The following is a 23168-nucleotide window of genomic DNA, read 5'->3' on the forward strand; positions in this document are numbered from 1 at the left end:
TCCAGTTGTCCGGGTTCGGCCGCTGAACAAAGTGGTTCAAAAAAGAAAAAATTTGGAGCATCAACGCATGAAGGCATTAGGCAAAAAGCTCGCTGGCAAGACTCTGCTCGCCATGTCCCTGATGGGAATCATGGCCGCTGCGGCTCAGGCGGACGACAAGGTGTTGCACGTCTACAACTGGTCCGACTACATCGCCCCGGACACCATCAAGAAGTTTGAAGACGAGTCGGGCATCAAAGTCGTCTACGACGTTTTCGACAGCAACGAAACCCTCGAAGCCAAATTGCTGGCGGGCAAATCGGGCTACGACATTGTCGTGCCGTCGAACAACTTCCTGGCCAAGCAGATCAAGGCTGGCGTCTACCAGAAACTGGACAAGTCCAAGCTGCCTAACTGGAAAAACCTGAACACCGACCTGCTCAAGGCTGTGTCGGTCAGCGACCCGGGCAACGAGCACGCCTTCCCGTACATGTGGGGCTCGATCGGCATCGGCTTCAATGCCGAGAAGGTCAAGGCTGCACTGGGTGCCGATGCGCCGGTCAACTCCTGGGACCTGATCTTCAAGCCTGAAAACGCTGCCAAGCTGAAATCCTGCGGCATCAGTCTGCTCGACTCGCCAACCGAGATGATTCCGGTGGCGCTGCACTACCTGGGCCTGCCAACCGACACCCAGAAGAAAGAAGACATCGCCAAGGCTGAAGCGCTGATCATGAAGGTGCGTCCTTCGATCGCCTACTTCCATTCCTCCAAGTACATCTCTGACCTGGCCAACGGCAACATCTGCGTCGCTATCGGTTACTCGGGCGACATTTACCAGGCCAAGTCCCGCGCGGCTGAAGCCGGTGGCAAGGTGAAAGTCAGCTACAACATTCCGAAGGAAGGTGCCGGCAGCTTCTACGACATGATCGCCATCCCTAAAGATTCCGAAAACGTCGAAGGCGCCTACAAGTTCATGACCTTCCTGCAGAAGCCGGAAATCATGGCTGAAATCACCAACGCCGTGCGTTTCCCGAACGGTAACGCCGCTGCAACGCCACTGGTTGATAAAGACATCACCAGCGACCCGGGCATTTACCCACCGGCCGACGTGCTGGCCAAACTGTACGCGATTGCCGACTTGCCGGCCGCGACCCAGCGTTTGATGACCCGCAGCTGGACCAAGATCAAATCGGGCAAATAAGCCGGTTTGAGGCAGCAACCGCTGGCCGTCGTCTTTGCGAGGCCGGTCAGCGGGACAAATAAATGACAGAAAGTTTTGCTGGAACGGTTTTTCGAGGGTAAGTTGCGCGCCGGTTTTGTTGTCGGGCAGCCATGGCTGTCATGCCGCGCGGGGCAACTTGGGCCCACCTAATCTAGAGGACCTCCACGTGCCTGTTTTTTCTTCTTTGCGCAATGCACTGCTGGTTGCTACCGGCCTGACGATCGCTGTTGGTGCCCAGGCCGCCGGTACCGTGCACATTTATAACTGGTCGGATTACATCGGCGAGAACACGCTGGCCGACTTCGAGAAAGAGACTGGCATCAAACCGGTCTATGACGTGTTCGACTCCAACGAAACCCTGGAAGGCAAGCTGCTGGCCGGGCGTACCGGTTACGACGTGGTCGTGCCGTCGAACCACTTCCTGGGCAAGCAGATCAAGGCGGGCGCGTTCCAAAAGCTCGACAAGTCGCAACTGCCCAACTATTCCAATCTCGACCCTGCGCTGCTCAAACGTCTTGAGCAGAACGATCCGGGTAACCTTTACGCCGTGCCTTACCTGTGGGGCACCAACGGCATCGGTTACAACGTCGACAAAGTCAAAGCGGTATTGGGCATCGACAAGATCGACTCCTGGGCCGTGCTGTTTGAGCCAGAGAACATCAAGAAGCTGCAAAGCTGCGGCGTAGCGTTCCTCGATTCGGCCGATGAAATGATGCCGACCGTGCTCAATTACCTGGGGCTGAACGCGAACAGCACCAATCCTGAAGATTACAAAAAGGCTGAGGCCAAGTTACTGGCGGTACGGCCTTATGTGACTTACTTCCACTCCTCCAAATACATTTCGGATCTGGCCAACGGCAACATTTGTGTGGCGGTCGGCTTTTCCGGTGACGTCTTCCAGGCCAAGTCCCGGGCGGCTGAAGCCAAGAAGGGCGTGAACATTGCGTACTCGATTCCGAAAGAGGGCGGTGCGCTGTGGTTTGACATGTTGGCGATCCCCAAGGATTCGGACAACGTCAAAGAGGCCCACGCCTTCATCAACTATTTGCTCAAGCCTGAGGTGATCGCCCAGGTCAGTGATTATGTCGGTTACGCCAACCCCAATCCGGGTTCGGACAAGCTGATGGAACAGTCCATTCGCACCGACGAAGCGGTTTATCCACCGCAAGCAGTCCTCGACAAGACCTACGTGTCGACCGAATTGCCACCCAATATTCAGCGTTTGATGACCCGCAGCTGGACCAAGGTCAAGTCGGGCAAATAAGGCACAAACATCCTGGGTTCGTCCGCATTGGACGAACTGCACTCTTTTTTTCTGGGAGTTTCGTAAATGGCAGTTGCCTCCGGCGCCTACAAGAAAGCCCTCGAGGGCGACCAGACACCTAAACAGGTGTTGGTCAAAATCGACCGGGTCACGAAGAAGTTCGACGAGACGATTGCCGTGGACGATGTGTCCCTGGAAATCAAAAAGGGCGAAATTTTTGCCCTGCTCGGCGGTTCGGGATCGGGCAAATCCACTCTGTTGCGGATGCTGGCAGGGTTCGAACGGCCCACGGAGGGGCGCATTTTCCTCGACGGCGTCGACATCACCGACATGCCGCCTTACGAACGACCGATCAACATGATGTTCCAGTCGTACGCCTTGTTCCCACACATGACGGTGGCGCAGAACATTGCCTTCGGCTTGCAGCAGGACAAGATTCCCAAGGCTGAGGTCGAGGCCCGCGTGGCCGAGATGCTCAAGCTGGTGCAGATGAGCCAGTACGCCAAGCGCAAGCCGCATCAACTGTCCGGCGGTCAGCGTCAGCGTGTGGCGCTGGCACGTTCGCTGGCCAAGCGGCCGAAGCTGCTGCTGCTCGATGAGCCGATGGGCGCACTGGATAAAAAACTGCGTTCGCAGATGCAGTTGGAACTGGTCGAGATCATCGAGCGCGTCGGCGTGACCTGCGTGATGGTGACGCACGACCAGGAAGAGGCCATGACCATGGCCGAGCGCATCGCGATCATGCACCTGGGCTGGATCGCCCAGATCGGCAGCCCGATCGACATCTACGAAACCCCGACCAGCCGCCTGGTCTGCGAATTCATCGGCAACGTCAACATCTTCGAAGGCGAAGTGATCGACGACGCCGAGGGCCACGCGACCATCACCTGCAATGACCTCGACCGGCAGATCTACGTGGGTCACGGGATCAGCACCTCGGTGCAGGACAAGTCGGTCACTTACGCGATCCGTCCTGAGAAGCTGCTGGTCACCGCCGATCAACCGACCTGCGAATACAACTGGTCGAGCGGCAAGGTGCATGACATTGCTTATCTGGGCGGTCACTCGGTGTTCTACGTCGAATTGCCGAGCGGCAAACTGGTGCAGTCCTTCGTTGCCAACGCCGAGCGTCGTGGCGCACGTCCGACCTGGGGCGATCAGGTTTACGTGTGGTGGGAAGATGACAGCGGCGTGGTACTTCGCTCATGAACATGCGCAAGTTCAAACGACGGCTTAACCGAATAATTCCCAATGGCCGTCAACTGGTCATCGGGGTTCCGTTCATCTGGCTGTTCCTGTTCTTCATGTTGCCGTTCTTCATCGTCCTGAAGATCAGCTTCGCCGAAGCCGATGTGGCCATTCCGCCGTACACCGAGATCTACACGTTCGCCGAGCAGAAGCTGGAACTGCTGCTGAACCTGGGCAACTACGCGTTGCTCGGTGACGACGAACTCTACATTGCCGCGTATCTCGGCTCGCTGAAGATGGCGTTTTTCAGCACGCTGTTGTGCCTGCTGATCGGCTACCCGATGGCCTACGCCATCGCCAGCGCCCGTAAAGAGCTGCAAACGGTGCTGGTGCTGCTGATCATGATGCCGACCTGGACCGCAATCCTGATCCGCGTTTACGCGTGGATGGGCATCCTCAGCAACAACGGTCTGCTCAACGGTTTCCTGATGAGCATGGGGTTGATCGATCAGCCGCTGCAAATCCTCAACACCAACCTGGCGGTCTACATCGGCGTGGTCTATTCGTACCTGCCGTTCATGATCCTGCCGCTGTACGCCAATCTGGTGAAGCACGATCAGAGCTTGCTGGAAGCGGCTTCCGACCTCGGTTCGAGTACCTTCAACAGCTTCTGGAAAATCACGATTCCGCTGTCCAAGAACGGGATCATTGCCGGCTGCATGCTGGTGTTCATCCCGGTGGTGGGCGAGTTCGTGATCCCGGAACTGCTCGGCGGTCCGGAAACCCTGATGATCGGTAAAGTGCTCTGGCAAGAGTTCTTCAACAACCGTGACTGGCCGGTGGCGTCCGCGCTGGCGGTGGTGATGCTGGCGATCCTGATTGTGCCGATCATCCTGTTCAACCGCAGTCAGGCCAAGGAAATGGAGGGTAAAGAATGAAGCGCTTCCGTTTCTCCAGCCTGATGCTGGTTCTGGGTTTGTTGTTCATCTACCTGCCGATGCTGATCCTGGTGATCTACTCGTTCAACGCCTCGAAACTGGTGACGGTGTGGGGCGGCTGGTCGATCAAGTGGTACGTCGGCCTGCTCGACAACAGCCAACTGATGGGCTCGGTGCTGCGCTCGCTGGAAATCGCCTGCTACACCGCGGTTGCCGCGGTGGCGCTGGGCACACTGGCGGCGTTCGTGCTGACCCGTATCACCCACTTCAAGGGGCGTACGCTGTTCGGTGGTCTGGTGACCGCGCCGTTGGTTATGCCAGAGGTCATCACCGGTCTGTCGCTGTTGCTGCTGTTCGTGGCCATGGCGCAAATGATCGGCTGGCCGCAGGAGCGTGGCGTTGTCACCATCTGGATCGCTCACACGACGTTCTGTGCTGCGTATGTGGCGGTGGTGGTGTCGGCGCGTCTGCGTGAGTTGGACTTGTCGATCGAAGAAGCAGCGATGGATCTGGGGGCACGGCCATGGAAGGTGTTCTTCCTGATCACCATCCCGATGATCGCGCCGTCGCTGGCGGCGGGTGGCATGATGTCGTTCGCTTTGTCGCTGGACGATCTGGTACTGGCGAGCTTCGTTTCCGGCCCGGGTTCGACGACCCTGCCAATGGAAGTGTTCTCAGCGGTGCGTCTGGGCGTGAAGCCTGAGATCAACGCTGTGGCCAGCCTGATTCTGCTGGCGGTGTCGATCGTGACGTTTTTGGTCTGGTTCTTCAGCCGCCGCGCCGAAGAAGCCCGCAAGAAAGCCATCCAGCAAGCCATCGAAGAAAGCGCTGCCGATTCGTGGAAGCAGCCGGACGTGCGCCGCGCACAGGCGCCGGAAGCGGTGTAAGCCATGCCGGGTTGGCCTCATTGCGCAGGCCAACCCAATCATAACGGTGGGAGCGGGCAGGCTCGCGACGAGGCCCCTCCAGCCAGCCTGGAACTACTGGGCAGCCCGCGCCGGTAACAGCTTCAAGGTACTGCGGGTATTGGCCATGACTTCCTCATCGCTGAAATGCGCCTGCATATACATCCCTTCCACATACGCTTCAGCCTGATCGTCATAGTGACTGTCGAACGGCACGCCGCTCTGGCCGACCGGGTTGATGGTCAAGCCGTGAGCCGGGTCGGCGAAGTCCACCAGGCGCCGCGTCGAGGGCCCGTAAGTCACTGGCCACGGCGCCGGGCCGATCTTCGCCGAGAGGTTGTTCGGCACTTCATGGCTGCCCGGCGCCGCGAAAGGGCCGACGTTGAAGATGCGATCCAGGGGCTTTTGCTGCCCCAGCGGATGCCCGTGGGTCAGGGTGTGCGCCATGCCCCATTTCCACCCGCCAACGTCGTCGCCGAGGGTCAGCTTCAGGTGCTTCATGCTCGCCTGCCACGCCGCTCGCACGGTATCGGCGCGGGTCTCTTTGTCCGGCGTGTTGCGGTTGTCCCACCACGGCGAGTCGGCGTTGGCCGCCAGGCGTGGCAGCGCGGCATCGATCACCCGCGTCGACAGCAGCGTCTGGAAAAAATCATTGCCCAACTCGTCACGCATCGCCGCATCAGCCAGGTCATAGAGAAACTGGTTGAACACCGTCGCACTGACCGAATCCAGCGGATAGTCGCCTTGCCACTGCGCCAGTTGCTCGATCAGTTTGCGCTCGGCCGGGTCCGTCACCACTTCGCGCAACACTGGCAATAGCGGCGCCAATAGACGCGGGCCGTAGCCGGTGGTGGTGCCCAGTTGCAGCTTCTGGTTGGCTTCGTTGGTCCACTTGATGTTCTTGTCACTGAGTTGACGATTGAGTTGCTGGCCACGATTGGCCAGGTTGTAGTAACCGGGAATCTCCATGCCGGTCGGCGACACAGGCTGGAAATTGGCCGAGACGATGTAGCCGCGCGCCGGGTTTTCCTCCTGCGGGTTGGCGCTGAACGGGTAGTAACCGTCCTTGTCTGCCTGATTGGTGCTGCCGTCGAGAATGAAACCCGGTTTGACCCCGGCCGGGCGCTTGGGCAACAGCGCAGAAGCCCACCAGGCGATATCCCCTTTGGCATTGGCGTAGACGAGGTTCAGCCCCGGTGCCTGCACCTTGGCCGCGGCGGCACGGGCCTTGGCCAGCGTGTCGGCGCGGTTGAGCTGATAGAAACCTTCGAGGATCGGGTTCGGCGTTTCGAGGAAGGCCCACCACATGGCAATCGGCGTTTTCCCGGCGGCGCTGCCGAGTGCGTCGTTGACGATCGGGCCGTGGGGCGATTGGCGCAGGGTGATCGTCACCGGTGCCTGGCCCTTCACCGCAATCTGCTGCTCGGTGCTGACCATGTCGGTCCACTGCCCGCGATACCAGACCTGGTTCGGATTGTCCGGGTTGACCTTCTCGGCGATCAGATCCAGATCGTCGTTCTGGAACATCGTCAGGCTCCAACCGAAATCCATGTTGTGCCCCAGAAACGCGAACGGCACCAGCGCCTGATGGTGGCCGTAGAGTTCAAAACCCGGCGCCGACAACTGCGCCTCGTACCACACCGACGGCACCGAGAAGCGAATATGCGGGTCACCGGCCAGCAGCGGTTTGCCACTCTGGCTGCGGTTGCCGGCAATCACCCAGGCGTTACTGCCTTCGAACTGCGGCAGACCATTGTCGATCAGCGCCTGTTCGCTGAGGCGGGCGAGGGCGCTGAGGTCTTTCCAGTCGCCAGCCGCGAGGGCTGGCGTCGGGTTGCTGCGGCCCTTGGCCAAGACACCCTTGGGCTGCCAGTCGAGGTCGAAGACGTTGAGGTAATCGGCACCGAGTTGATCGCGCACATAGCTCAGCAACGGCTCGGTGCGAAACGCGGCGGCAAAGCTGTAAGCCATGTAACCGGCGACGCTGATGCTGTCTTCAGCCGTGAACGGCCGTTTGGGGATGCCCAGTACGTCGAACTCAATGGGCGCTGCGTGCGTGTCCTGATATTGGTTGATGCCATCCAGATAGGCTTGCAGGCCCTTCCACGCCGGTGACTGCTGATCGAGGCTGGCCACGTAACTGGCGGCGCGCTCACGAATGCGCAGGCTGCGGAACAGTTTGTCGGTGTCGAGCAGTTTCGGCCCGAGCACTTCGGCCAGTTCGCCACGGGCGAGGCGGCGCATGGCTTCCATCTGGAACAGACGATCCTGGGCGTGGACATAGCCGAGGGCGCGGTAGAGATCGGTTTCGTTCTCGGCACGAATATGCGGCACGCCGCGCTCGTCGTAACGCACGGTCACCGAACCTTGCAGGTGGCGCAGTTCAACCTGGCCCTTTCGCGTTGGCTGCTTGCTGTAGACGTACCAGCCGCCCGCACATAGCAGGACAACGATGAGCAAGGCAAGAACGGTGAACACGCGCTTCATGGTGACTCCTTGTGAATGCGGGATTGCCGCCCGTGCGGGCTGCAAACAATTAGCACAGAGCTTCCGTGCCGTGCATCGCTGTCCTTGAAAAGTCCGGAACGCCTTAATGCGTCTCGACCGGCCACGGACAATAACAACCGACCGCCAAGGTGTGTGTGGCATTGACCGGGCGATCATCCGTCAGTGCGTTCAGGATCGGTTCGATAAAGCTGTTACTGGCGTTGCAGGTCAGGCCCTCGCTGTAGGGGCCGAAGTACGCCAGTTTGCCGCTGCGGTCCCAAATCGCCACAGCGGGGCTGGCGGGAACCTGTTCGGAGCCGGGCAATATCGCAATGGTTTTCAGGCGGCTCAACGTGGCGGGCAACTGGCCGTGGCTGCCGGGCTTTTGCACGGCAAAGAACTCCACGCCTTTGCCGCTGAACTGCTCGACCATCTCGCTCAGGTGCTGTTGGTTGCCAACGTTGCACGGGCAGGCGGGGTCCCAGAAGTGCACCAGTCGAATCGGCCCGGGGCCGGCAAGATCATCCGGCAGGCGCAACGGGTCGCCGGAAAACACCGCGGTGTGTTCGCTGAACGCCCGCAGATAGCGGCCCTGAAACCAGTCGTACGCCATCCACAGCACCCCGGCGCAGACAAGCGCGATCAGGCTGGCAAACAGTGCGGTGCGGTAGGGCGAACGCATGGATTTTGCTCCTCGGAGGGCGGCTAGCTTGCCATGCTTGCTTCTACAGATGAATATCGCAGGCCGATAAAGTCTGTTTACCGCTCTGGAATTGCCTCATGCCTGCTACCTTCGATCCCGATCATTTACGTGCCAGCCTCAAGCCTTTGGCCCAGTGGCAGCCGTTGTCGGAGGAGGCAAAGGCCTATCAGCGGTTCTATAAAACCGATTTCCCCGGGCGGGATGTCTGGCGCGGCATCGGTCGATTCGAGGTGGACGGTTACGAACTGGTCAGCCATTGCTGGTGGCCGGAAAAGGTCAAGGGCACGCTGTTTCTGCTGCACGGTTTTTACGATCACACCGGGCTTTATCGACATGTCATCGAGTGGGCGCTGGATCAGGATTTTGCCGTGATCGCCTGCGACTTGCCGGGGCATGGTCTGTCGAGCGGTGTGCGGGCGAGCATTCGTGACTTTTCCGAGTATCAGGACACCCTGCAAGCCCTGTTTGCCGAGGCGCATTCGATTGCCCTGCCGCAGCCGTGGCACTTGTGCGGGCAAAGTACGGGCGGGGCGATTGTGGTCGATCATGTGCTCAACCATGGCGAGAACAGTCCGGCGCAAGGTCAGTTGATTCTGTTGTCGCCCCTGGTGCGGCCGCGGGCGTGGGGCTGGTCGCAGTTGAGTTATTACCTGCTGCGACCGTTTGTTCGAGGCATTGCCCGGCGCTTCAGCGAGAACTCCAACGATCCGGATTTCCTGCCGTTTCTGCTGGCCGATCCGTTGCAGCCCAAGCGCTTGCCGACCGCATGGGTCGGCGCATTGTCACGCTGGATCAATCGGGTCGAGTACGCGAAAAAAAGTCCGCGCCGGCCGCTGATCATTCAAGGGCAGGCGGACATGACCGTGGACTGGCAGCACAACCTGCAGGTGTTGAAGTGGAAGTTTGATCGGCCGCAGATTTTGCTGCTGCCGCAGGCGCGGCATCATCTGGCGAATGAGACGGCTGATATGCGCGAGGAGTATTTCGAGTTTCTGAACAAGCGGATCAGGGGGCGTAATCCTCAGTGATTCCAAGGGCCTCTTCGCGAGCAGGCCCGTTCCCACAGGAGACCGCGATCACAGTGGGAGCGGGCTTGCTCGCGAAGGCGGCTTGTCAGGCGACGCAGTTTACTGGCCGAGGTTCGAAGTGTTTTGCCCCACCGCCAACCCCGCCCGAATCGCCGCCAGCGCCGCTTGATAATAAGCCTTGCCCTCCGTCGACTCGGCAAACGTCGCAAACTCTTCGAGTTCTTCATCCGACAAGTCGCGATAAACGTAGAGCAGTGTGTTGTTCATGTCGGCGCCGATCTGATCCATCAGCCGCTGGCGCTGACCATTCAACATCCCTTGCGCCTGGCCACCGCCGAGCAGTCCCGGAATCATCGAACTCAAACTGTCGGCCGCCACACCCGCAATGGCGAGGCTGACCTCGGCGCCAGCTTCACGAGCCGGCAGCGCCTGGGCGAGGTGGCCGATGATCAGCAGACGGCTGTCGCTGACCTGCATCTTGGGCAGACCTTTGGCATTTTTCGCCAGTTGGTCGCGCCGGGTCGCCAGCAATTCAGCGGCGACGATTTTTTTACCCAGCGGCGATTGGAAGAAGGACAGCGCCGGTTTCGGATCGGCAAGGTTCTGGCGCAACTGGGCTTCGGCGCGTTGATCCATGGCTTGTGGCGCAAAACGCTGGTTGCTGTTGCTCACCAATGCTTGAAAAACCGCAGGCGGCAGGCTGTTTTGATAACGCTGCTGGGCAGCACTCAGGGCGTCATTGAAGTGCGCACGTTGATCTGGCCAGCCGGCGACCTTGTAAAGCTGATCATGGCCGTCCGCCCAGGCGGGCAAAACGCAGAACATCAACAGTGAAAAAAACAAACGGCGCATAGGGACTCCTGTCAGCAGCGCACTATTCTCCGTGCGGTGTCGGTACTTGTCGAGAATTCGTAGCAAGCCGCTGCGTGGCTCTGTCGGATTTCTTGTCGCAGGCATACTATGCGCGCCATGCAAATATCCTCTGAACACCCGATGCTGTTACGTATCGTCGACGACCTGGCCGAGCATGGCTGGTCGCAGCAGAACATTTTCCTGCCCGCGGGTTTGACCCGCGAGCTGGCGGCCGAGTGCCGTAAACGTGAGGCCGAGGGGGAACTGGCGCCGGCGGCGGTCGGTCGCGGGCCCTTTTCAGAGATTCGCGAGGGTATTCGCGGCGATCATATCCAATGGATCGACCCGGGGCAGGCCGAGGCCAGCGACCGTTATCTGCACCTGATGGACAGCCTGCGCGAGGCGCTCAACCGGGGGCTGTTCCTCGGACTTGAAGACTTCGAGTGCCACTTTGCGCTGTATCCGCCGGGCGCGTTCTATCGCAGGCACGTCGATCGTTTTCGCGACGATGACCGGCGCATGGTTTCGGCGGTGATCTATCTCAACGAGGCCTGGCTGCCTGAGGATGGCGGTCAGTTGCGCATGTACCTGGGTGATGAGCGCGTTCACGACGTACAACCCATCGGCGGTTGTCTGGTGGTGTTTCTTTCTGGCGAAGTGCCGCATGAGGTGCTTCCGGCAAACCGCGAGCGCTTGTCGCTGACCGGCTGGTTCCGCCGCCGTGGCAACGAGCCTTTCTGAGATGCACAAGATTCTGGTCAGTCGCTGCCTGTTGGGCCATCGCGTGCGCTACGACGGCGGGGCCAGTGGGCCGTTTGATTTGCTCGGACAGTGGCTCGACGAAGGGCGGGTGGTGCCGTTGTGTCCGGAAGTCGCGGGTGGTTTACCGACGCCACGGGCGGCAGCGGAGATTCCGGGCGGGCAGGGTGGCGAGGTGCTGGATGGCGTTGCTTCGGTCATCACCACCGACGGTGAGGATGTCAGTGCGCAGTTTCTCGATGGCGCGCGGCAGGCACTAGAGTTGGTGCGCAAGCACGGTATTCGGGTGGCGGTGCTCAAAGCCAATAGCCCGTCGTGCGGCAATCTGCTGACGTATGACGGCACGTTCAGTGGAGTGAAAGTCAGCGGTGAAGGCGTGACAGCTGCACTGCTCAAACGCCATGGCGTGCAAGTGTTCAGTGAACTTGAATTGCCGCAGGCTGCAACAGCCCTGACACAACTCGATTAAAAGCCCACCCCAGATTCCCGTGTGGGAGCGGGCTTGCTCGCGAAAGCGGTGGGTCATTCAACATCTGCATTGACTGACACGACGCCTTCGGGAGCAAGCCCCCTCCCACAGGTTTTGTGTTCACTCGGGTTTGGTGAACCACTTCTCGGACAACGCCGCCAACCGCCCATCCGCCTTGATCCGCTGCAACGCACTCTCAAGGCTGGAGTGAAACGCCGGATTACCCTTTTGAAACGGAATCGCCAGGTCTACCGGCGTGGCCGCTTTCGGCTTGTCCTCGGTCAGTGACTGCACCAGCATCATCGATTGTGGTTGCTCATCCTTCTTCGCCAGCCACTGCGAATCGATCTGGCTGTATGGCTGGCTGAAGTCGAAACGATCCTTGAGTTCGGGTGTCAGTGCTATGTGATTGAGCGCGACGTCGTACTTGCCGCTTTCAACGCCCTGGAGCAGATCGTCCTCGTCGGTGACGATGAAATCGACGCGAACATCCAGTTCGCTGGCCAGCATTTGCCCAAGCTCAACCTCGAACCCTGTGAGTTTGTCGTCGTGCTTGTAATTGAAGGGCGGTGTATTAGCTTCAAGGGCGATGCGCAACTCGCCACGGTCGTTGACGTCATCAATCAGTTCGGCGTGAGCCAGCGGGCTCAGAAGGGGTAGCAGGCAGATCAGGCCAGGCAGAAAACGCATGGTCACTCCTTTGAAATCATTATCGCGATGCTCTGAGTCAGGCTCGCTTTGCTATGGTTGTCGAGTGCCTTCGACAACGAATGGTCATGAAGTTGTCATGACCACGCGGATTTTACGGAAAAACTGGAGAAGAGAATGAAAACGTTTATGTCACGAGCCGCGTTGGCTGGTCTTCTGTTGAGCGCGTCGATGATGGCCAGCGCTGCCACGCCAGCGCCGGCGGGAGCTTCCGTAAGCATCGTCGAGCCGAGCAGCGGCGCCGTTGTCGACAAGACCTTCAAGGTCAAATTTGCAGTAAAGGGCATTGCGTTGGCGCCCGCTGGTAATCTCACGACTAACACTGGCCACCATCACCTGCTGGTAGACGCCAAGAGCACTGTTCCTGCGGGCGCTGTGATTCCGGCAGACGCCAACCATATCCATTTCGGCAAAGCCCAGACTGAAACCGAACTGACGCTGACGCCAGGCAAGCACACGTTGCAGTTGGAACTGGGCGACAAGAGCCACATGGCTTTCGATCCGCCCATCGTTTCGGAAAAGATCACCGTAACGGTGAAATAAAAAAAGGGAGCCGCTGGGCTCCCCTTTTTTTAGTTGCAAGCTTGAAGCTGCTCTTAGAACAACACACGGCTACGAATAGTGCCGTTGATGTGCTGCAGCTTCTCTTGCGCCAGGTCCGAGTACTCGGCGTCGACGTCGATCACCACGTAGCCGACTTTCTCGTTGGTCTGCAGGAACTGACCGGAGATGTTGATACCGTTTTCGGCGAAGACCTTGTTGATCTCGCTCATCACACCCGGGATGTTCTCGTGGATGTGCAGCAGGCGGTGCTTGCCAGGGTGAGCCGGCAGGGCCACTTCCGGGAAGTTCACCGACGAAACGGACGTACCGTTGTCGCTGTACTTGACCAGTTTTTCCGCCACTTCCAGACCGATGTTGGCTTGCGCTTCAGCGGTCGAGCCACCGATGTGCGGGGTCAGGATCACGTTGTCCAGGCCACGCAGCGGGCTTTCGAACTCTTCGTCGTTGGAGCGTGGCTCCACCGGGAAGACGTCGATGGCCGCGCCGATCAGGTGCTTGTCCTTGATCGCGTCCGCCAGGGCGTCCAGTTTGACCACGGTGCCGCGTGCTGCGTTGATCAGAATGCCGCCCTTCTTGATGGCGCGGATTTCCTTCTCGCCGATCATCCACTGGGTCGCAGCGGTTTCCGGAACGTGCAGGGTCACGATGTCGGACATGCCCAGCAGCTCGTTCAGGTTGCCGACCTGGGTCGCGTTGCCCAGCGGCAGCTTGGTCACGGTGTCATAGAAGAACACCTGCATCCCCAAGCCTTCGGCCAGAACCGACAACTGAGTACCGATCGAGCCGTAGCCGACGATGCCCAGCTTCTTGCCACGGATCTCGAAGGAGTTGGCTGCGGATTTGATCCAGCCGCCACGGTGGCAGGACGCGTTTTTCTCAGGGATGCCGCGCAGCAGCAGGATCGCTTCGGCCAGCACCAGCTCGGCCACGGAGCGAGTGTTGGAGTACGGCGCGTTGAACACGGCGATACCGCGCTCGCGAGCCGCGTCCAGGTCAACCTGGTTGGTGCCGATGCAGAAGCAACCGACCGCTACCAGCTTCTTCGCGTGATCGAAGATCTCTTCAGTCAGTTGGGTGCGCGAACGAATGCCGATGAAGTGAGCGTCAGCGATCTTTTCCTTGAGCTGGGCTTCCGGCAGAGAACCTGTGAGGTACTCGATGCTGGTGTAGCCCGCCGCCTTGAGGACGTCGACAGCCGATTGGTGGACGCCTTCGAGAAGAAGGAACTTGATCTTGCTCTTATCGAGAGAAGTCTTGCTCATCTGCGTAAACCTGTATCCCGGAGAAAAATGGCAGGAAATGGTCAACAGACATTGACCTGGACGACAAGAAAGCCGTCACCGCAGAACAGGCGTTTGGGCACTGGCCGGCGGGGTCGGTATGCTAGCATAACGACCCCGCTAAACACTCATTCCTGCGACGTGAAGCGTTCTCAGGATGACCATGAATTGTTCGAGAGTTCTGTCGATGACCAATCCTGCCCTGATTGATGAACTGAAGACCCTGGTCGAGCCTGGCAAGGTCCTGACCGACGCCGACTCCCTGAACACATATGGCAAGGATTGGACCAAGCACTTCGCCCCCGCGCCGAGCGCCATCGTGTTTCCCAAGACTATCGAACAGGTGCAGGCCATCGTCCGTTGGGCCAATACGCACAAGGTTGCGCTGGTGCCTTCGGGCGGGCGCACCGGGCTGTCCGCCGCTGCGGTGGCCGCCAACGGCGAAGTGGTCGTGTCATTCGATTACATGAACCAGATTCTCGACGTGAACCTCACTGACCGCACCGCCGTGTGTCAGCCGGGCGTGGTCACCGAGCATTTGCAGAACGTCGCTGAAGAAAAGGGCCTGTACTACCCGGTGGACTTCGCATCGGCGGGTTCCAGCCAGATTGGCGGCAATATCGGCACCAATGCCGGCGGGATCAAGGTCATTCGCTACGGAATGACCCGCAACTGGGTTGCCGGCATGAAGGTGGTCACCGGCAAGGGTGACGTGCTGGAGCTGAACAAAGATTTGATCAAGAACGCCACCGGTTACGACCTGCGCCAGTTGTTCATTGGCGCCGAAGGCACCCTTGGATTTGTCGTTGAAGCGACCATGCGTCTGGATCGTGCGCCGAAAAACCTCACGGCGATGGTCCTCGGCACCGCTGATTTCGACTCGATCATGCCGGTGCTGCACGCCTTCCAGGGCAAGCTCGACCTGACCGCGTTCGAATTCTTCTCCGACAAGGCCTTGGCCAAAGTGCTGGGTCGCGGTGATGTGCCGGCGCCGTTTGAAACCGATTGCCCGTTCTACGCGCTGCTGGAGTTTGAAGCGACCACTGAAGAAGTGGCCAACAGCGCGCTGGAAACCTTTGAACATTGCGTCGAGCAGGGCTGGGTACTGGACGGCGTGATGAGCCAGAGCGAAACCCAGTTGCAGAACCTGTGGAAGCTGCGCGAGTACATCTCCGAAACCATCTCGCACTGGACCCCGTACAAGAACGACATCTCGGTCACCGTTTCAAAAGTGCCGGCGTTCTTGCAGGAAATCGACGCGATTGTCGGCGAATACTATCCGGACTTTGAAATTGTCTGGTTCGGCCACATCGGCGACGGCAACCTGCACCTGAACATCCTCAAGCCCGAAAGCCTGAGCAAGGACGAGTTCTTCGCCAAATGCGCCACCGTCAACAAGTGGGTGTTCGAAACCGTCGAGAAGTACAACGGCTCGATCTCCGCCGAACACGGCGTGGGCATGACCAAACGCGATTACTTGACCTACAGCCGCTCGCCGGTCGAAATCGAATACATGAAAGCGGTCAAAGCGGTGTTCGACCCGAACGGCATCATGAACCCGGGCAAGATTTTCGCGGTTTGATTGGCAATCTCTGATGAATCAATGAAGGCAGGAGTCGGTAAATGAGCTATCAGCACCAGTATGTCGACGGCACGCGTATTCACTTCCCGCTGGGAAAAGTGGTGTGCATTGGGCGTAATTACGCCGAACACGCTAAGGAATTGGACAACCCGGTGCCTACCGAGCCGTTGCTGTTCATCAAGCCGGGCAGTTGCGTGGTGTCGCTGGAAGGCGGTTTCAGCATTCCGACCGAGCGCGGTTCGGTGCATTACGAAGCGGAAATTGCCGTGTTGATCGGCAAGCCGCTGTCGACCAAGCCAAGCCGTGAAGAAGTGCTCGATGCGATCTCCGGTTTCGCTCCGGCGCTGGATCTGACCCTGCGCGACAAGCAGGCCGAGCTCAAATCCAAGGGCCTGCCGTGGGAAATCGCCAAGTCGTTCGACGGCGCGGCAGTGCTTGCACCGTTCGTGGTCGGCAGCACCTTTGCTGATCTGACCGATATCGGCATCCGCCTGACCATCAACGGCGAAGTCCGTCAGGACGGCAACAGCAGCGCGATGCTCAACCCGATCGTGCCGATGATCCAGCACATGGCCGGCTGCTTCTCGCTGCAGGCCGGTGACGTGATTCTCACCGGCACGCCAGTAGGCGTCGGCCCGCTGAACGTCGGCGACGACATCGTGCTGGAACTGGTCGGCGCCAGCAGCTTCAACAGCAGCGTGCGCTAACCGCCACACTGCAAAAACCTGTGGGAGCGGGCTTGCTCGCGAAAGCATTTTGTCAGTCAACGAAGATGTCGACTGATCCGACGCCTTCGCGAGCAAGCCCGCTCTCGCATTGGTTTGTGGTGACCCGAATATCGGGGACAAACCACGACAATCTCGCCATTTGCCGTTTTTTTCACATCCCGTCTGGATAATTTCCGTCATTCTGGCGTCTGAGCCGGCCTCTTTGTGCTATTACCCATAGCCTGAATTTTCGGAACGCATCCCTCGATGGCATCTCAAACTCAGCTCAAAACCCCTCGCCGCTCACGTTTCGCCCTGCGCTGGTATTCCTTGCTATTGCTGGTGATCGTCGCAGCGTATGGGCTGGCGTATCTGATGCATTGGGATGATCGCGGTGCGCTGTGGGTACTGGAGCGTTTCGAAAGCCCGGCCGAGCAAAAGGGAAGTGTCTGGCTGCCGGATTACCGGGTGGTCATCGATGCCAAGCCGCTGCCGGGCATGGAGAAGGATGAGGCGTCGGATCTGGCCTACAACCCGCAGACCAAAACCCTGTTCTCGGTGATGGGCAAGAACCCGTTTCTGGTCGAACTGACCCTGCAAGGCGATGTGCTGCGCAAGATGCCGCTGGTGGGCTGGGCCAACCCGGAAGGCGTCACGATCATGGAAAACGGCCTGATGGCCATTGTCGATGAGCGTCTGCACATGCTGTCGATCGTCAAGGTCGACGCCGATACGCGTGAGCTGAACATCGCCAATTTCCCCAAGTACGACCTTGGCCCCTCGAAAGACCAGAACAAAGCTTTCGAAGCGATTACCTGGGATGCGCGCAACCAGCAGTTCCTGCTGGGCGAGGAGCGTCCACCGGTGCTGTTCACCTGGAAAAGCGATGGCAGCCAGACGCTCAAAGGCGACAAGCAGAAGCTGGACAGTGATGAGCTCGACATTCGCAATCTCTCGGCGTTGGCGATTGACCCGCGCACCGGTCACACATTGGCGTTGTCGGCTGACTCGCACCTGTTGCTGGAGCTGGACGAGAAGGGCGAGCAAGTCAGTTTCATGACCCTGCTTGGCGGCTTCAACGGTTTGAAGAACACCATTCCCCGCGCCGAAGGCGTGGCCCTGGACGAGGCAGGCACGCTGTATATGGTCAGCGAGCCGAACCTGTTCTATCGCTTCGAAAAGCAGAAGTAATGCCCTTGCTGGGGAGGCTCTTGTCGTCCAAGGCAAGTGGCCATTAAGCTTCATTTCAGACAGGCGTGATATTTCATCCGCCTGTTTTGATTCCGAGCCCTCCTGCATGCGTCGATTTGCCCGTCCCAAGCCTCTCCTTGTCACCCTTTCGGTGATTGCTCTGATCGCGTTGATCGCGATTGGCCAATACCTGCGCCTGTTCGAGCGCGCCTGGTTCAATCTGCACACCCTGTGGCAACCGCTAAGCAGCGAGGCCATTGGTCTGGATCAATATCGGGTGGAGATCGAGGCGCGGGTAATCGAGGGGCTGGACGATGACGTGTCGGCGCTGACCTACGATCCGGTGCGCAACAGTCTTTTCACAGTCACCAACAAACATGCCGAGCTGGTCGAACTGTCGCTGGAGGGCAAAATCCTGCGCCGCATCGCACTGATCGGCTTTGGTGATCCGGAGGCGGTTGAGTTCATCAGTGCCGATACTTATGTGATCACCGACGAGCGCCAGCAGCGGTTGATCAAGATTCACCTGGAAGATGTCACCACGTTCCTCGATGCGGCGGACGCCGAGCAAATGACCCTGGGTGTGCACGCGAGCAGCAACAAGGGTTTTGAGGGGCTGGCTTATGACTCGGTGGGCAAGCGCTTGTTTGTCGCGAAAGAGCGCGACCCGATGCTGATCTACGAAGTGCACGGTTTCCCGCACTTCAACCCGGAAAAGTCCTACGCGGTGCATGTGATCAACAATCCCAAACGGGATGCCGGCATGTTCGTGCGTGATCTGTCGAGCCTGCAATACGACGAGCGCAGCGGGCATTTACTGGCACTGTCGGATGAGTCGGGGCTGATTCTGGAGCTGGATGTGGGTGGGCGCCCGTTGAGCACCCTGTCGCTGAGCAAGGGCCGACAAGGCTTGCAGAAAACCGTGCCGCAGGCAGAAGGCATTGCGATGGATGACGACGGGACGCTGTACCTGGTGAGTGAGCCAAACCTGTTTTACGTCTTCAAAAAGCCCGCCCAGAACTGACTGACACTGCAAAATGGGGCTTGCTCGCGAAAGCGGTGGACCAGACAACGCAGATGTCGACTGATCCACCGCTGTCGCGAGCAAGCCCGCTCCCACAGGTGGGGGCATGCATCTGCCCACAAAAATGTGGGCAGTCTGGCTTACTCAGCCTTCAGCGTTTTCACACCTTCACTCGTACCCAGCAGCAGCAGATCCGCCGGACGCGCGGCGAACAAACCGTTGGTGACCACGCCGACGATGGCGTTGATCTGCGTTTCCAGCTCCACCGGATTGGTGATCTGCATATTGAACACGTCGAGGATGATGTTGCCGTTGTCGGTCAGTACACCTTCGCGGTACACCGGGTCGCCGCCCAGTTTCACCAGTTCGCGAGCGACGTGGCTGCGAGCCATCGGGATGACTTCCACCGGCAGCGGGAATTCGCCCAGCACCGGCACCAGTTTGCTGGCGTCGGCGATGCAGATGAAGGTCTTGGCCACGGCGGCAACGATCTTCTCGCGGGTCAGGGCCGCGCCGCCGCCCTTGATCAGGTTCAGGTGCTCATCGCTTTCATCAGCGCCGTCGACGTAGAACTCCAGGTCGCTGACGGTGTTCAGTTCATAGACGGGAATCCCGTGGCCCTTGAGGCGCGCGGCGGTGGCTTCGGAGCTGGCGACCGCGCCATCGAATGCGCCCTTGTGCTGGGCCAGTGCGTCGATGAAGCAGTTGGCGGTGGAGCCGGTGCCGACACCGACGATGCTTTTGTCGTCGAGTTTCGGGAGGATGAAGTCGACAGCGGCCTGAGCCACTGCCTGTTTGAGTTGATCCTGGGTCATGCGGGCTCCGGAAGCGGGCGAGGTGAGTACGGAAAGGCCGGCATTATAGCCCCAAGCGGGTCTAAAACCTCTGCAATCGTGTGGTCGCCCGGGCAAAAGCCGGGTTAGACTCCTTGGCCCTGCCCAACCGCTCAGTGATGCTTTCCGATGCTCGAACAGTACGTCAAAAAGATCCTCACCTCGCGCGTTTATGACGTTGCCGTAGAAACCCCGCTGCAGAGCGCTCGCCAGCTCTCCGAGCGGCTGGGCAATGACATCTGGCTCAAGCGCGAAGACTTGCAGCCGGTGTTCTCGTTCAAGATTCGGGGCGCCTACAACAAGTTGACCCAACTGAGCGACGAAGAACGCGCCCGTGGTGTGGTCACCGCTTCAGCGGGCAACCACGCGCAGGGTCTGGCCCTGGCGGCGAAAGTGCTGGGCGTCAAAGCCACCATCGTCATGCCCAAGACCACCCCGGAGATCAAGGTCGAAGGCGTGCGTTCGCGTGGCGGCAAAGTGGTGCTGCACGGCGATTCGTTCCCGGAAGCGCTGGCCTATTCGCTGAAACTGGTCGATGAAAAAGGCTACGTCTACATCCACCCGTACGACGATCCGCACACCATTGCCGGGCAGGGCACCGTGGCGATGGAGATTCTGCGTCAGCACCCGCAGCCACTGGATGCGATTTTCGTCCCGGTCGGCGGCGGCGGCCTGATCGCCGGTATCGCGGCGTACGTGAAATACCTGCGTCCGGACATCAAAGTCATCGGCGTCGAGCCCGACGACTCCAACTGCCTGCAAGCCGCCATGGCTGCCGGCGAACGCGTGGTGTTGCCGACCGTGGGCATCTTTGCTGACGGCGTCGCGGTGGCGCAGATCGGCCAGCACACCTTCGACATCTGCAAAGATCATGTCGATGAAGTGATTACCGTCAGCACCGACGAGATCTGTGCGGCAATCAAGGATATCTACGACGATACCCGCTCGATCACCGAGCCTGCCGGCGCCTTGGGCGTGGCCGGGATCAAGAAGTACGTCGAGTTGCGCGGCGTCAGCGGCCAGACCTTTGTCGCCATCGACTCCGGTGCCAACGTCAACTTCGACCGCTTGCGTCACGTTGCCGAGCGCGCCGAACTGGGCGAAGGCCGCGAAGCGATCATCGCCGTGACCATTCCCGAAAAGGCCGGCAGCTTCAAGGCGTTCTGCGAGGCCATCGGCAAGCGTCAGATCACCGAATTCAACTACCGCTACAACACCGGCAGCGAAGCGCACATCTTCGTCGGCGTGCAGACCCACCCGGAAAACGACCCGCGCAGCGCACTGCTGGCGAGCCTGGCCGAGCAGGGCTTCCCGGTCATTGACCTGACCGACAACGAATTGGCCAAGTTGCACATCCGTCACATGGTCGGCGGGCGTGCGGCGCAGGTGGTTGATGAAGTGGTGCTGCGCTTCGAATTCCCGGAGCGTCCGGGCGCGCTGTTCAACTTCCTCAACAAACTTGGCGGGCGCTGGAACATCTCGATGTTCCACTACCGCAACCACGGCGCGGCAGATGGCAGGGTGGTCGCCGGGCTGCAAGTGCCCCACGATGAGCGGCATCTGGTGCCGCAGGCGCTGGCGCAAATCGGTTATCCGTACTGGGACGAAAGCGACAACCCGGCCTATAAGCTGTTTCTTGGCTGAACGGCTACGCTGATGGGCATGGCCCAAGGAAAAGAAACCCATGGAAACCCTGACCACCCTGAAAGTCCTTCACGTCGCTGCAACCGTGGTGATACTCACCAGCGGCCTGGGGCTCGCCGCGCTGACCTGGCGTAATCGCAGTCAAGGGCCGGTCAGCACGATGCAGCGTCCGTGGTTGTTTGTCTGGTGTCTGATGCTGATCGGCATGTTGAGCATGCCCTTCACCGGCTGGTGGCTGGTGCATCTGATTGGCTGGCCATTGGGGCAGTTCTGGATTCTGGGCTCCAGCGTGATCTATGCCGTGGCTACATTCAGTGCCGTTTGGTTGCTTGTTCGGCTGAATCGACGGTGGACGAGCGGGGGCGGTAACTGGAAATTCAGTCTGGCGCTGGCGATTGTCAGTGGTGTCGGATTTCTCGCCATTGCGGCGTTGATGGGGGCCAAGCCTGTTTAAGGCTTGAGACCGGGTTGCCCCTTCGCGTGCAAGCCCGCTGCCACAGGGGAACGCATTCCAGTGTGGAGCGGGCTTGCTCGCGAAAGCGATTTCAGTCGCGCAGTGTGATGACCGGCCAGCCACGCTTTTCGGCTTCAGCGCGCAGGTTCGGATCCGGATCCACGGCCACCGGGTTCGCCACTTGCTCCAGTAGCGGCAAGTCATTCATCGAGTCGCTGTAGAAGTAGCTGTCTTGCAGCGAATGCCCGGTTTCTTCCAGCCAGCGATTCAGGCGCGTCACCTTGCCTTCACGGAAGCACGGGATATCGGTGCTGCGCCCGGTGTAACGGCCATCGACCATTTCGCACTCGGTGGCGATCAGGGTTTCAACGCCCAAACGAACGGCAATCGGCGCGGTCACGAAACGGTTGGTCGCGGTGATGATCACCAGTTTGTCGCCGGCATCGCGGTGTTTTTTCAACAGGTCGAGCGCCTTGGGCAACACGATGGGCTCGATGCAGTCACGCATGTAGTCGTTGTGCCATTGATCGAGCACGGCCATTTCAGTGCGGCCGAGAATCTCCAGGCAGAAATTCAGGTACGCGGCGTTATCCAGCTTGCCGGCCAGGTAATCCTGATAGAACTCGTCGTTGCGCGCTTTGTACGCGACCGGGTCGAGGAAGCCGCGTTCACACAGATAGTCGCCCCAAGCGTGGTCGCTGTCGCCGCCCAGAAGGGTGTTGTCCAAATCGAATAGAGCCAGGCGCATTGCAGTTACCCGCTGAAAAGTCAGTAAAAAGGCGACAAGAATACGGTCTTTTCACAAGAGTGCACATAAGGTAGGAACCTTCGTTGCCGCCTTATCAAGCTTTGTGGAACAATGCGGCGACATGCGTTTGCGAGGTTGTTGCCGTGATCGACCCCGATGGTTTCCGCCCCAATGTCGGGATCATTCTGACGAATGACGCCGGCCAGGTGCTATGGGCTCGCCGTATCAATCAAGATGCCTGGCAGTTTCCACAAGGGGGAATCAACCCTGAAGAGACGCCGGAAGACGCCTTGTACCGCGAGCTGAACGAAGAAGTTGGCCTGGAACGTGAAGATGTTGAAATACTCGCCTGCACACGGGGCTGGTTGCGCTATCGTTTGCCGCAACGTCTGGTGCGTACCCACAGCCAACCGCTGTGCATCGGCCAGAAACAGAAGTGGTTTCTCCTGCGCCTGATCTCCAACGAGCAGCGGGTGCGGATGGATTTGACCGGTAAACCGGAGTTCGATGGCTGGCGCTGGGTCAGCTATTGGTATCCGTTGGGCCAGGTGGTGACATTCAAGCGCGAGGTGTATCGCCGCGCCCTCAAAGAGCTTGCCCCGCGCCTTTTAGCGCGCGACTGACGACGGAGTTCGACCC

Annotated in this window: 23 protein-coding genes; 16 read left to right on the forward strand and 7 right to left on the reverse strand. The window is 59.5% G+C overall.

All coding sequences use genetic code 11. The annotated features are described in order from the left end of the window. Positions 1–67 precede the first annotated feature (67 nt). From AACY50_RS22250 to AACY50_RS22270, 5 genes are all read left to right on the forward strand, one after another. Positions 68–1180, forward strand: coding sequence for a polyamine ABC transporter substrate-binding protein (locus AACY50_RS22250; RefSeq protein WP_339430407.1), 1113 nt, complete (start codon positions 68–70; stop codon positions 1178–1180). Between the two features lie 187 nt (positions 1181–1367). Beyond that, positions 1368–2465 carry a polyamine ABC transporter substrate-binding protein gene (locus AACY50_RS22255; protein WP_339430406.1) on the forward strand — a complete coding sequence of 366 codons (1098 nt, stop codon included), beginning with the start codon at positions 1368–1370 and terminating at the stop codon, positions 2463–2465. A 66-nt stretch (positions 2466–2531) separates the two neighbouring features. Further along, complete coding sequence (locus tag AACY50_RS22260; RefSeq protein WP_339430405.1) at positions 2532–3674, forward strand: ABC transporter ATP-binding protein; 1143 nt, start codon at positions 2532–2534, stop codon at positions 3672–3674. 35 nt (positions 3675–3709) lie between these two features. After that, positions 3710–4591 carry an ABC transporter permease subunit gene (locus AACY50_RS22265; protein WP_221734061.1) on the forward strand — a complete coding sequence of 294 codons (882 nt, stop codon included), beginning with the start codon at positions 3710–3712 and terminating at the stop codon, positions 4589–4591. Then, the gene (locus tag AACY50_RS22270; protein WP_221734038.1) at positions 4588–5478 is read left to right on the forward strand and encodes an ABC transporter permease subunit; all 891 of its coding nucleotides are present in this window, start codon (positions 4588–4590) and stop codon (positions 5476–5478) included. The genes AACY50_RS22265 and AACY50_RS22270 overlap by 4 nt, the downstream gene beginning before the upstream one ends. 93 nt (positions 5479–5571) lie before the next feature. Here the strand turns inward: AACY50_RS22270 and AACY50_RS22275 are convergent, their stop codons facing one another. Together AACY50_RS22275 and AACY50_RS22280 are read right to left on the reverse strand one after the other, a co-directional pair. Continuing rightward, entirely contained in the window at positions 5572–7983 is a 2412-nt protein-coding gene (locus AACY50_RS22275) for a penicillin acylase family protein (RefSeq protein WP_339539181.1), read from the reverse strand. Between the two features lie 103 nt (positions 7984–8086). Next, positions 8087–8665: a DUF6436 domain-containing protein gene (locus tag AACY50_RS22280; protein WP_339430403.1), complete on the reverse strand. Its 579-nt coding sequence runs from the start codon at positions 8663–8665 to the stop codon at positions 8087–8089. Positions 8666–8763: 98 nt separating this feature from the next. On the opposite strand from AACY50_RS22280, the gene AACY50_RS22285 reads away from it, so the two are divergent. Then, complete coding sequence (locus AACY50_RS22285) at positions 8764–9714, forward strand: alpha/beta hydrolase (RefSeq protein ID WP_339430402.1); 951 nt, start codon at positions 8764–8766, stop codon at positions 9712–9714. Positions 9715–9813: 99 nt separating this feature from the next. On the opposite strand, the gene AACY50_RS22290 is transcribed toward AACY50_RS22285, so the two are convergent. Next, entirely contained in the window at positions 9814–10566 is a 753-nt protein-coding gene (locus AACY50_RS22290) for a DUF2059 domain-containing protein (RefSeq protein WP_339430401.1), read from the reverse strand. A gap of 108 nt (positions 10567–10674) precedes the next feature. On the opposite strand from AACY50_RS22290, the gene AACY50_RS22295 reads away from it, so the two are divergent. Together AACY50_RS22295 and AACY50_RS22300 are read left to right on the forward strand one after the other, a co-directional pair. Beyond that, the gene (locus tag AACY50_RS22295; protein ID WP_339430400.1) at positions 10675–11307 is read left to right on the forward strand and encodes a 2OG-Fe(II) oxygenase; all 633 of its coding nucleotides are present in this window, start codon (positions 10675–10677) and stop codon (positions 11305–11307) included. 1 nt (position 11308) lies between these two features. Next, positions 11309–11794 carry a DUF523 domain-containing protein gene (locus AACY50_RS22300; RefSeq protein ID WP_339430399.1) on the forward strand — a complete coding sequence of 162 codons (486 nt, stop codon included), beginning with the start codon at positions 11309–11311 and terminating at the stop codon, positions 11792–11794. Between the two features lie 120 nt (positions 11795–11914). On the opposite strand, the gene AACY50_RS22305 is transcribed toward AACY50_RS22300, so the two are convergent. Next, entirely contained in the window at positions 11915–12484 is a 570-nt protein-coding gene (locus AACY50_RS22305; protein ID WP_339464670.1) for a transporter substrate-binding domain-containing protein, read from the reverse strand. 135 nt (positions 12485–12619) lie between these two features. Here AACY50_RS22305 and AACY50_RS22310 point away from each other — a divergent pair, with 135 nt between their 5' ends. Then, on the forward strand, positions 12620–13045 hold the full coding sequence (locus tag AACY50_RS22310; RefSeq protein ID WP_339430397.1) for a DUF4399 domain-containing protein: 426 nt from the start codon (positions 12620–12622) through the stop codon (positions 13043–13045). Between the two features lie 53 nt (positions 13046–13098). Here AACY50_RS22310 and serA read toward each other — a convergent pair whose 3' ends face one another. After that, entirely contained in the window at positions 13099–14328 is a 1230-nt protein-coding gene (gene serA, locus AACY50_RS22315; protein WP_339430396.1) for a phosphoglycerate dehydrogenase, read from the reverse strand. 205 nt (positions 14329–14533) lie between these two features. On the opposite strand from serA, the gene AACY50_RS22320 reads away from it, so the two are divergent. The 4 genes from AACY50_RS22320 to AACY50_RS22335 all read left to right on the forward strand — a co-directional run bounded on the left by AACY50_RS22320 (position 14534) and on the right by AACY50_RS22335 (position 18850). Next, positions 14534–15928 carry an FAD-binding oxidoreductase gene (locus AACY50_RS22320; RefSeq protein ID WP_339430395.1) on the forward strand — a complete coding sequence of 465 codons (1395 nt, stop codon included), beginning with the start codon at positions 14534–14536 and terminating at the stop codon, positions 15926–15928. Between the two features lie 41 nt (positions 15929–15969). Then, positions 15970–16635: a fumarylacetoacetate hydrolase family protein gene (locus tag AACY50_RS22325; RefSeq protein ID WP_339539182.1), complete on the forward strand. Its 666-nt coding sequence runs from the start codon at positions 15970–15972 to the stop codon at positions 16633–16635. A 267-nt stretch (positions 16636–16902) separates the two neighbouring features. Then, entirely contained in the window at positions 16903–17826 is a 924-nt protein-coding gene (locus AACY50_RS22330; RefSeq protein ID WP_339539183.1) for an SdiA-regulated domain-containing protein, read from the forward strand. 106 nt (positions 17827–17932) lie between these two features. Further along, positions 17933–18850: an SdiA-regulated domain-containing protein gene (locus AACY50_RS22335; protein WP_339464673.1), complete on the forward strand. Its 918-nt coding sequence runs from the start codon at positions 17933–17935 to the stop codon at positions 18848–18850. Between the two features lie 140 nt (positions 18851–18990). Here AACY50_RS22335 and rpiA read toward each other — a convergent pair whose 3' ends face one another. Then, positions 18991–19665, reverse strand: a complete 675-nt coding sequence (gene rpiA, locus AACY50_RS22340) for a ribose-5-phosphate isomerase RpiA (RefSeq protein ID WP_339430392.1) — start codon at positions 19663–19665, stop codon at positions 18991–18993. A 147-nt stretch (positions 19666–19812) separates the two neighbouring features. On the opposite strand from rpiA, the gene ilvA reads away from it, so the two are divergent. Then, complete coding sequence (gene ilvA, locus AACY50_RS22345; RefSeq protein ID WP_339539184.1) at positions 19813–21327, forward strand: threonine ammonia-lyase, biosynthetic; 1515 nt, start codon at positions 19813–19815, stop codon at positions 21325–21327. A gap of 40 nt (positions 21328–21367) precedes the next feature. Next, positions 21368–21781, forward strand: a complete 414-nt coding sequence (locus AACY50_RS22350; RefSeq protein WP_339539185.1) for a DUF2269 family protein — start codon at positions 21368–21370, stop codon at positions 21779–21781. Between the two features lie 91 nt (positions 21782–21872). On the opposite strand, the gene AACY50_RS22355 is transcribed toward AACY50_RS22350, so the two are convergent. Beyond that, positions 21873–22529: an HAD family hydrolase gene (locus tag AACY50_RS22355; protein ID WP_339430389.1), complete on the reverse strand. Its 657-nt coding sequence runs from the start codon at positions 22527–22529 to the stop codon at positions 21873–21875. A 143-nt stretch (positions 22530–22672) separates the two neighbouring features. Between AACY50_RS22355 and AACY50_RS22360 the strand changes: the two genes are divergently transcribed. Further along, positions 22673–23152, forward strand: a complete 480-nt coding sequence (locus tag AACY50_RS22360; protein ID WP_003229203.1) for an RNA pyrophosphohydrolase — start codon at positions 22673–22675, stop codon at positions 23150–23152. Positions 23153–23168 lie beyond the last annotated feature (16 nt).

Origin of the sequence: Pseudomonas sp. RA_15y_Pfl2_54 (assembly GCF_963971015.1) — a bacterium.
Taxonomy (GTDB): Bacteria; Pseudomonadota; Gammaproteobacteria; order Pseudomonadales; family Pseudomonadaceae; genus Aquipseudomonas; species Aquipseudomonas baetica_A.

What these genes read in the sequence shown, in the direction of transcription:
- serA (WP_339430396.1), bottom strand. Translation starts at nt 14,328, where the DNA reads ATGAGCAAGACTTCTCTCGATAAGAGCAAGATCAAGTTCCTTCTTCTC.
- AACY50_RS22355 (WP_339430389.1), bottom strand. Translation starts at nt 22,529, where the DNA reads ATGCGCCTGGCTCTATTCGATTTGGACAACACCCTTCTGGGCGGCGAC.
- AACY50_RS22305 (WP_339464670.1), bottom strand. Translation starts at nt 12,484, where the DNA reads ATGCGTTTTCTGCCTGGCCTGATCTGCCTGCTACCCCTTCTGAGCCCG.
- AACY50_RS22270 (WP_221734038.1), top strand. Translation starts at nt 4,588, where the DNA reads ATGAAGCGCTTCCGTTTCTCCAGCCTGATGCTGGTTCTGGGTTTGTTG.
- AACY50_RS22335 (WP_339464673.1), top strand. Translation starts at nt 17,933, where the DNA reads ATGCGTCGATTTGCCCGTCCCAAGCCTCTCCTTGTCACCCTTTCGGTG.
- AACY50_RS22280 (WP_339430403.1), bottom strand. Translation starts at nt 8,665, where the DNA reads ATGCGTTCGCCCTACCGCACCGCACTGTTTGCCAGCCTGATCGCGCTT.
- AACY50_RS22310 (WP_339430397.1), top strand. Translation starts at nt 12,620, where the DNA reads ATGAAAACGTTTATGTCACGAGCCGCGTTGGCTGGTCTTCTGTTGAGC.
- AACY50_RS22300 (WP_339430399.1), top strand. Translation starts at nt 11,309, where the DNA reads ATGCACAAGATTCTGGTCAGTCGCTGCCTGTTGGGCCATCGCGTGCGC.
- AACY50_RS22260 (WP_339430405.1), top strand. Translation starts at nt 2,532, where the DNA reads ATGGCAGTTGCCTCCGGCGCCTACAAGAAAGCCCTCGAGGGCGACCAG.
- AACY50_RS22330 (WP_339539183.1), top strand. Translation starts at nt 16,903, where the DNA reads ATGGCATCTCAAACTCAGCTCAAAACCCCTCGCCGCTCACGTTTCGCC.
- AACY50_RS22250 (WP_339430407.1), top strand. Translation starts at nt 68, where the DNA reads ATGAAGGCATTAGGCAAAAAGCTCGCTGGCAAGACTCTGCTCGCCATG.
- AACY50_RS22295 (WP_339430400.1), top strand. Translation starts at nt 10,675, where the DNA reads ATGCGCGCCATGCAAATATCCTCTGAACACCCGATGCTGTTACGTATC.
- AACY50_RS22290 (WP_339430401.1), bottom strand. Translation starts at nt 10,566, where the DNA reads ATGCGCCGTTTGTTTTTTTCACTGTTGATGTTCTGCGTTTTGCCCGCC.
- AACY50_RS22350 (WP_339539185.1), top strand. Translation starts at nt 21,368, where the DNA reads ATGGAAACCCTGACCACCCTGAAAGTCCTTCACGTCGCTGCAACCGTG.
- ilvA (WP_339539184.1), top strand. Translation starts at nt 19,813, where the DNA reads ATGCTCGAACAGTACGTCAAAAAGATCCTCACCTCGCGCGTTTATGAC.
- rpiA (WP_339430392.1), bottom strand. Translation starts at nt 19,665, where the DNA reads ATGACCCAGGATCAACTCAAACAGGCAGTGGCTCAGGCCGCTGTCGAC.
- AACY50_RS22275 (WP_339539181.1), bottom strand. Translation starts at nt 7,983, where the DNA reads ATGAAGCGCGTGTTCACCGTTCTTGCCTTGCTCATCGTTGTCCTGCTA.
- AACY50_RS22285 (WP_339430402.1), top strand. Translation starts at nt 8,764, where the DNA reads ATGCCTGCTACCTTCGATCCCGATCATTTACGTGCCAGCCTCAAGCCT.
- AACY50_RS22320 (WP_339430395.1), top strand. Translation starts at nt 14,534, where the DNA reads ATGACCAATCCTGCCCTGATTGATGAACTGAAGACCCTGGTCGAGCCT.
- AACY50_RS22325 (WP_339539182.1), top strand. Translation starts at nt 15,970, where the DNA reads ATGAGCTATCAGCACCAGTATGTCGACGGCACGCGTATTCACTTCCCG.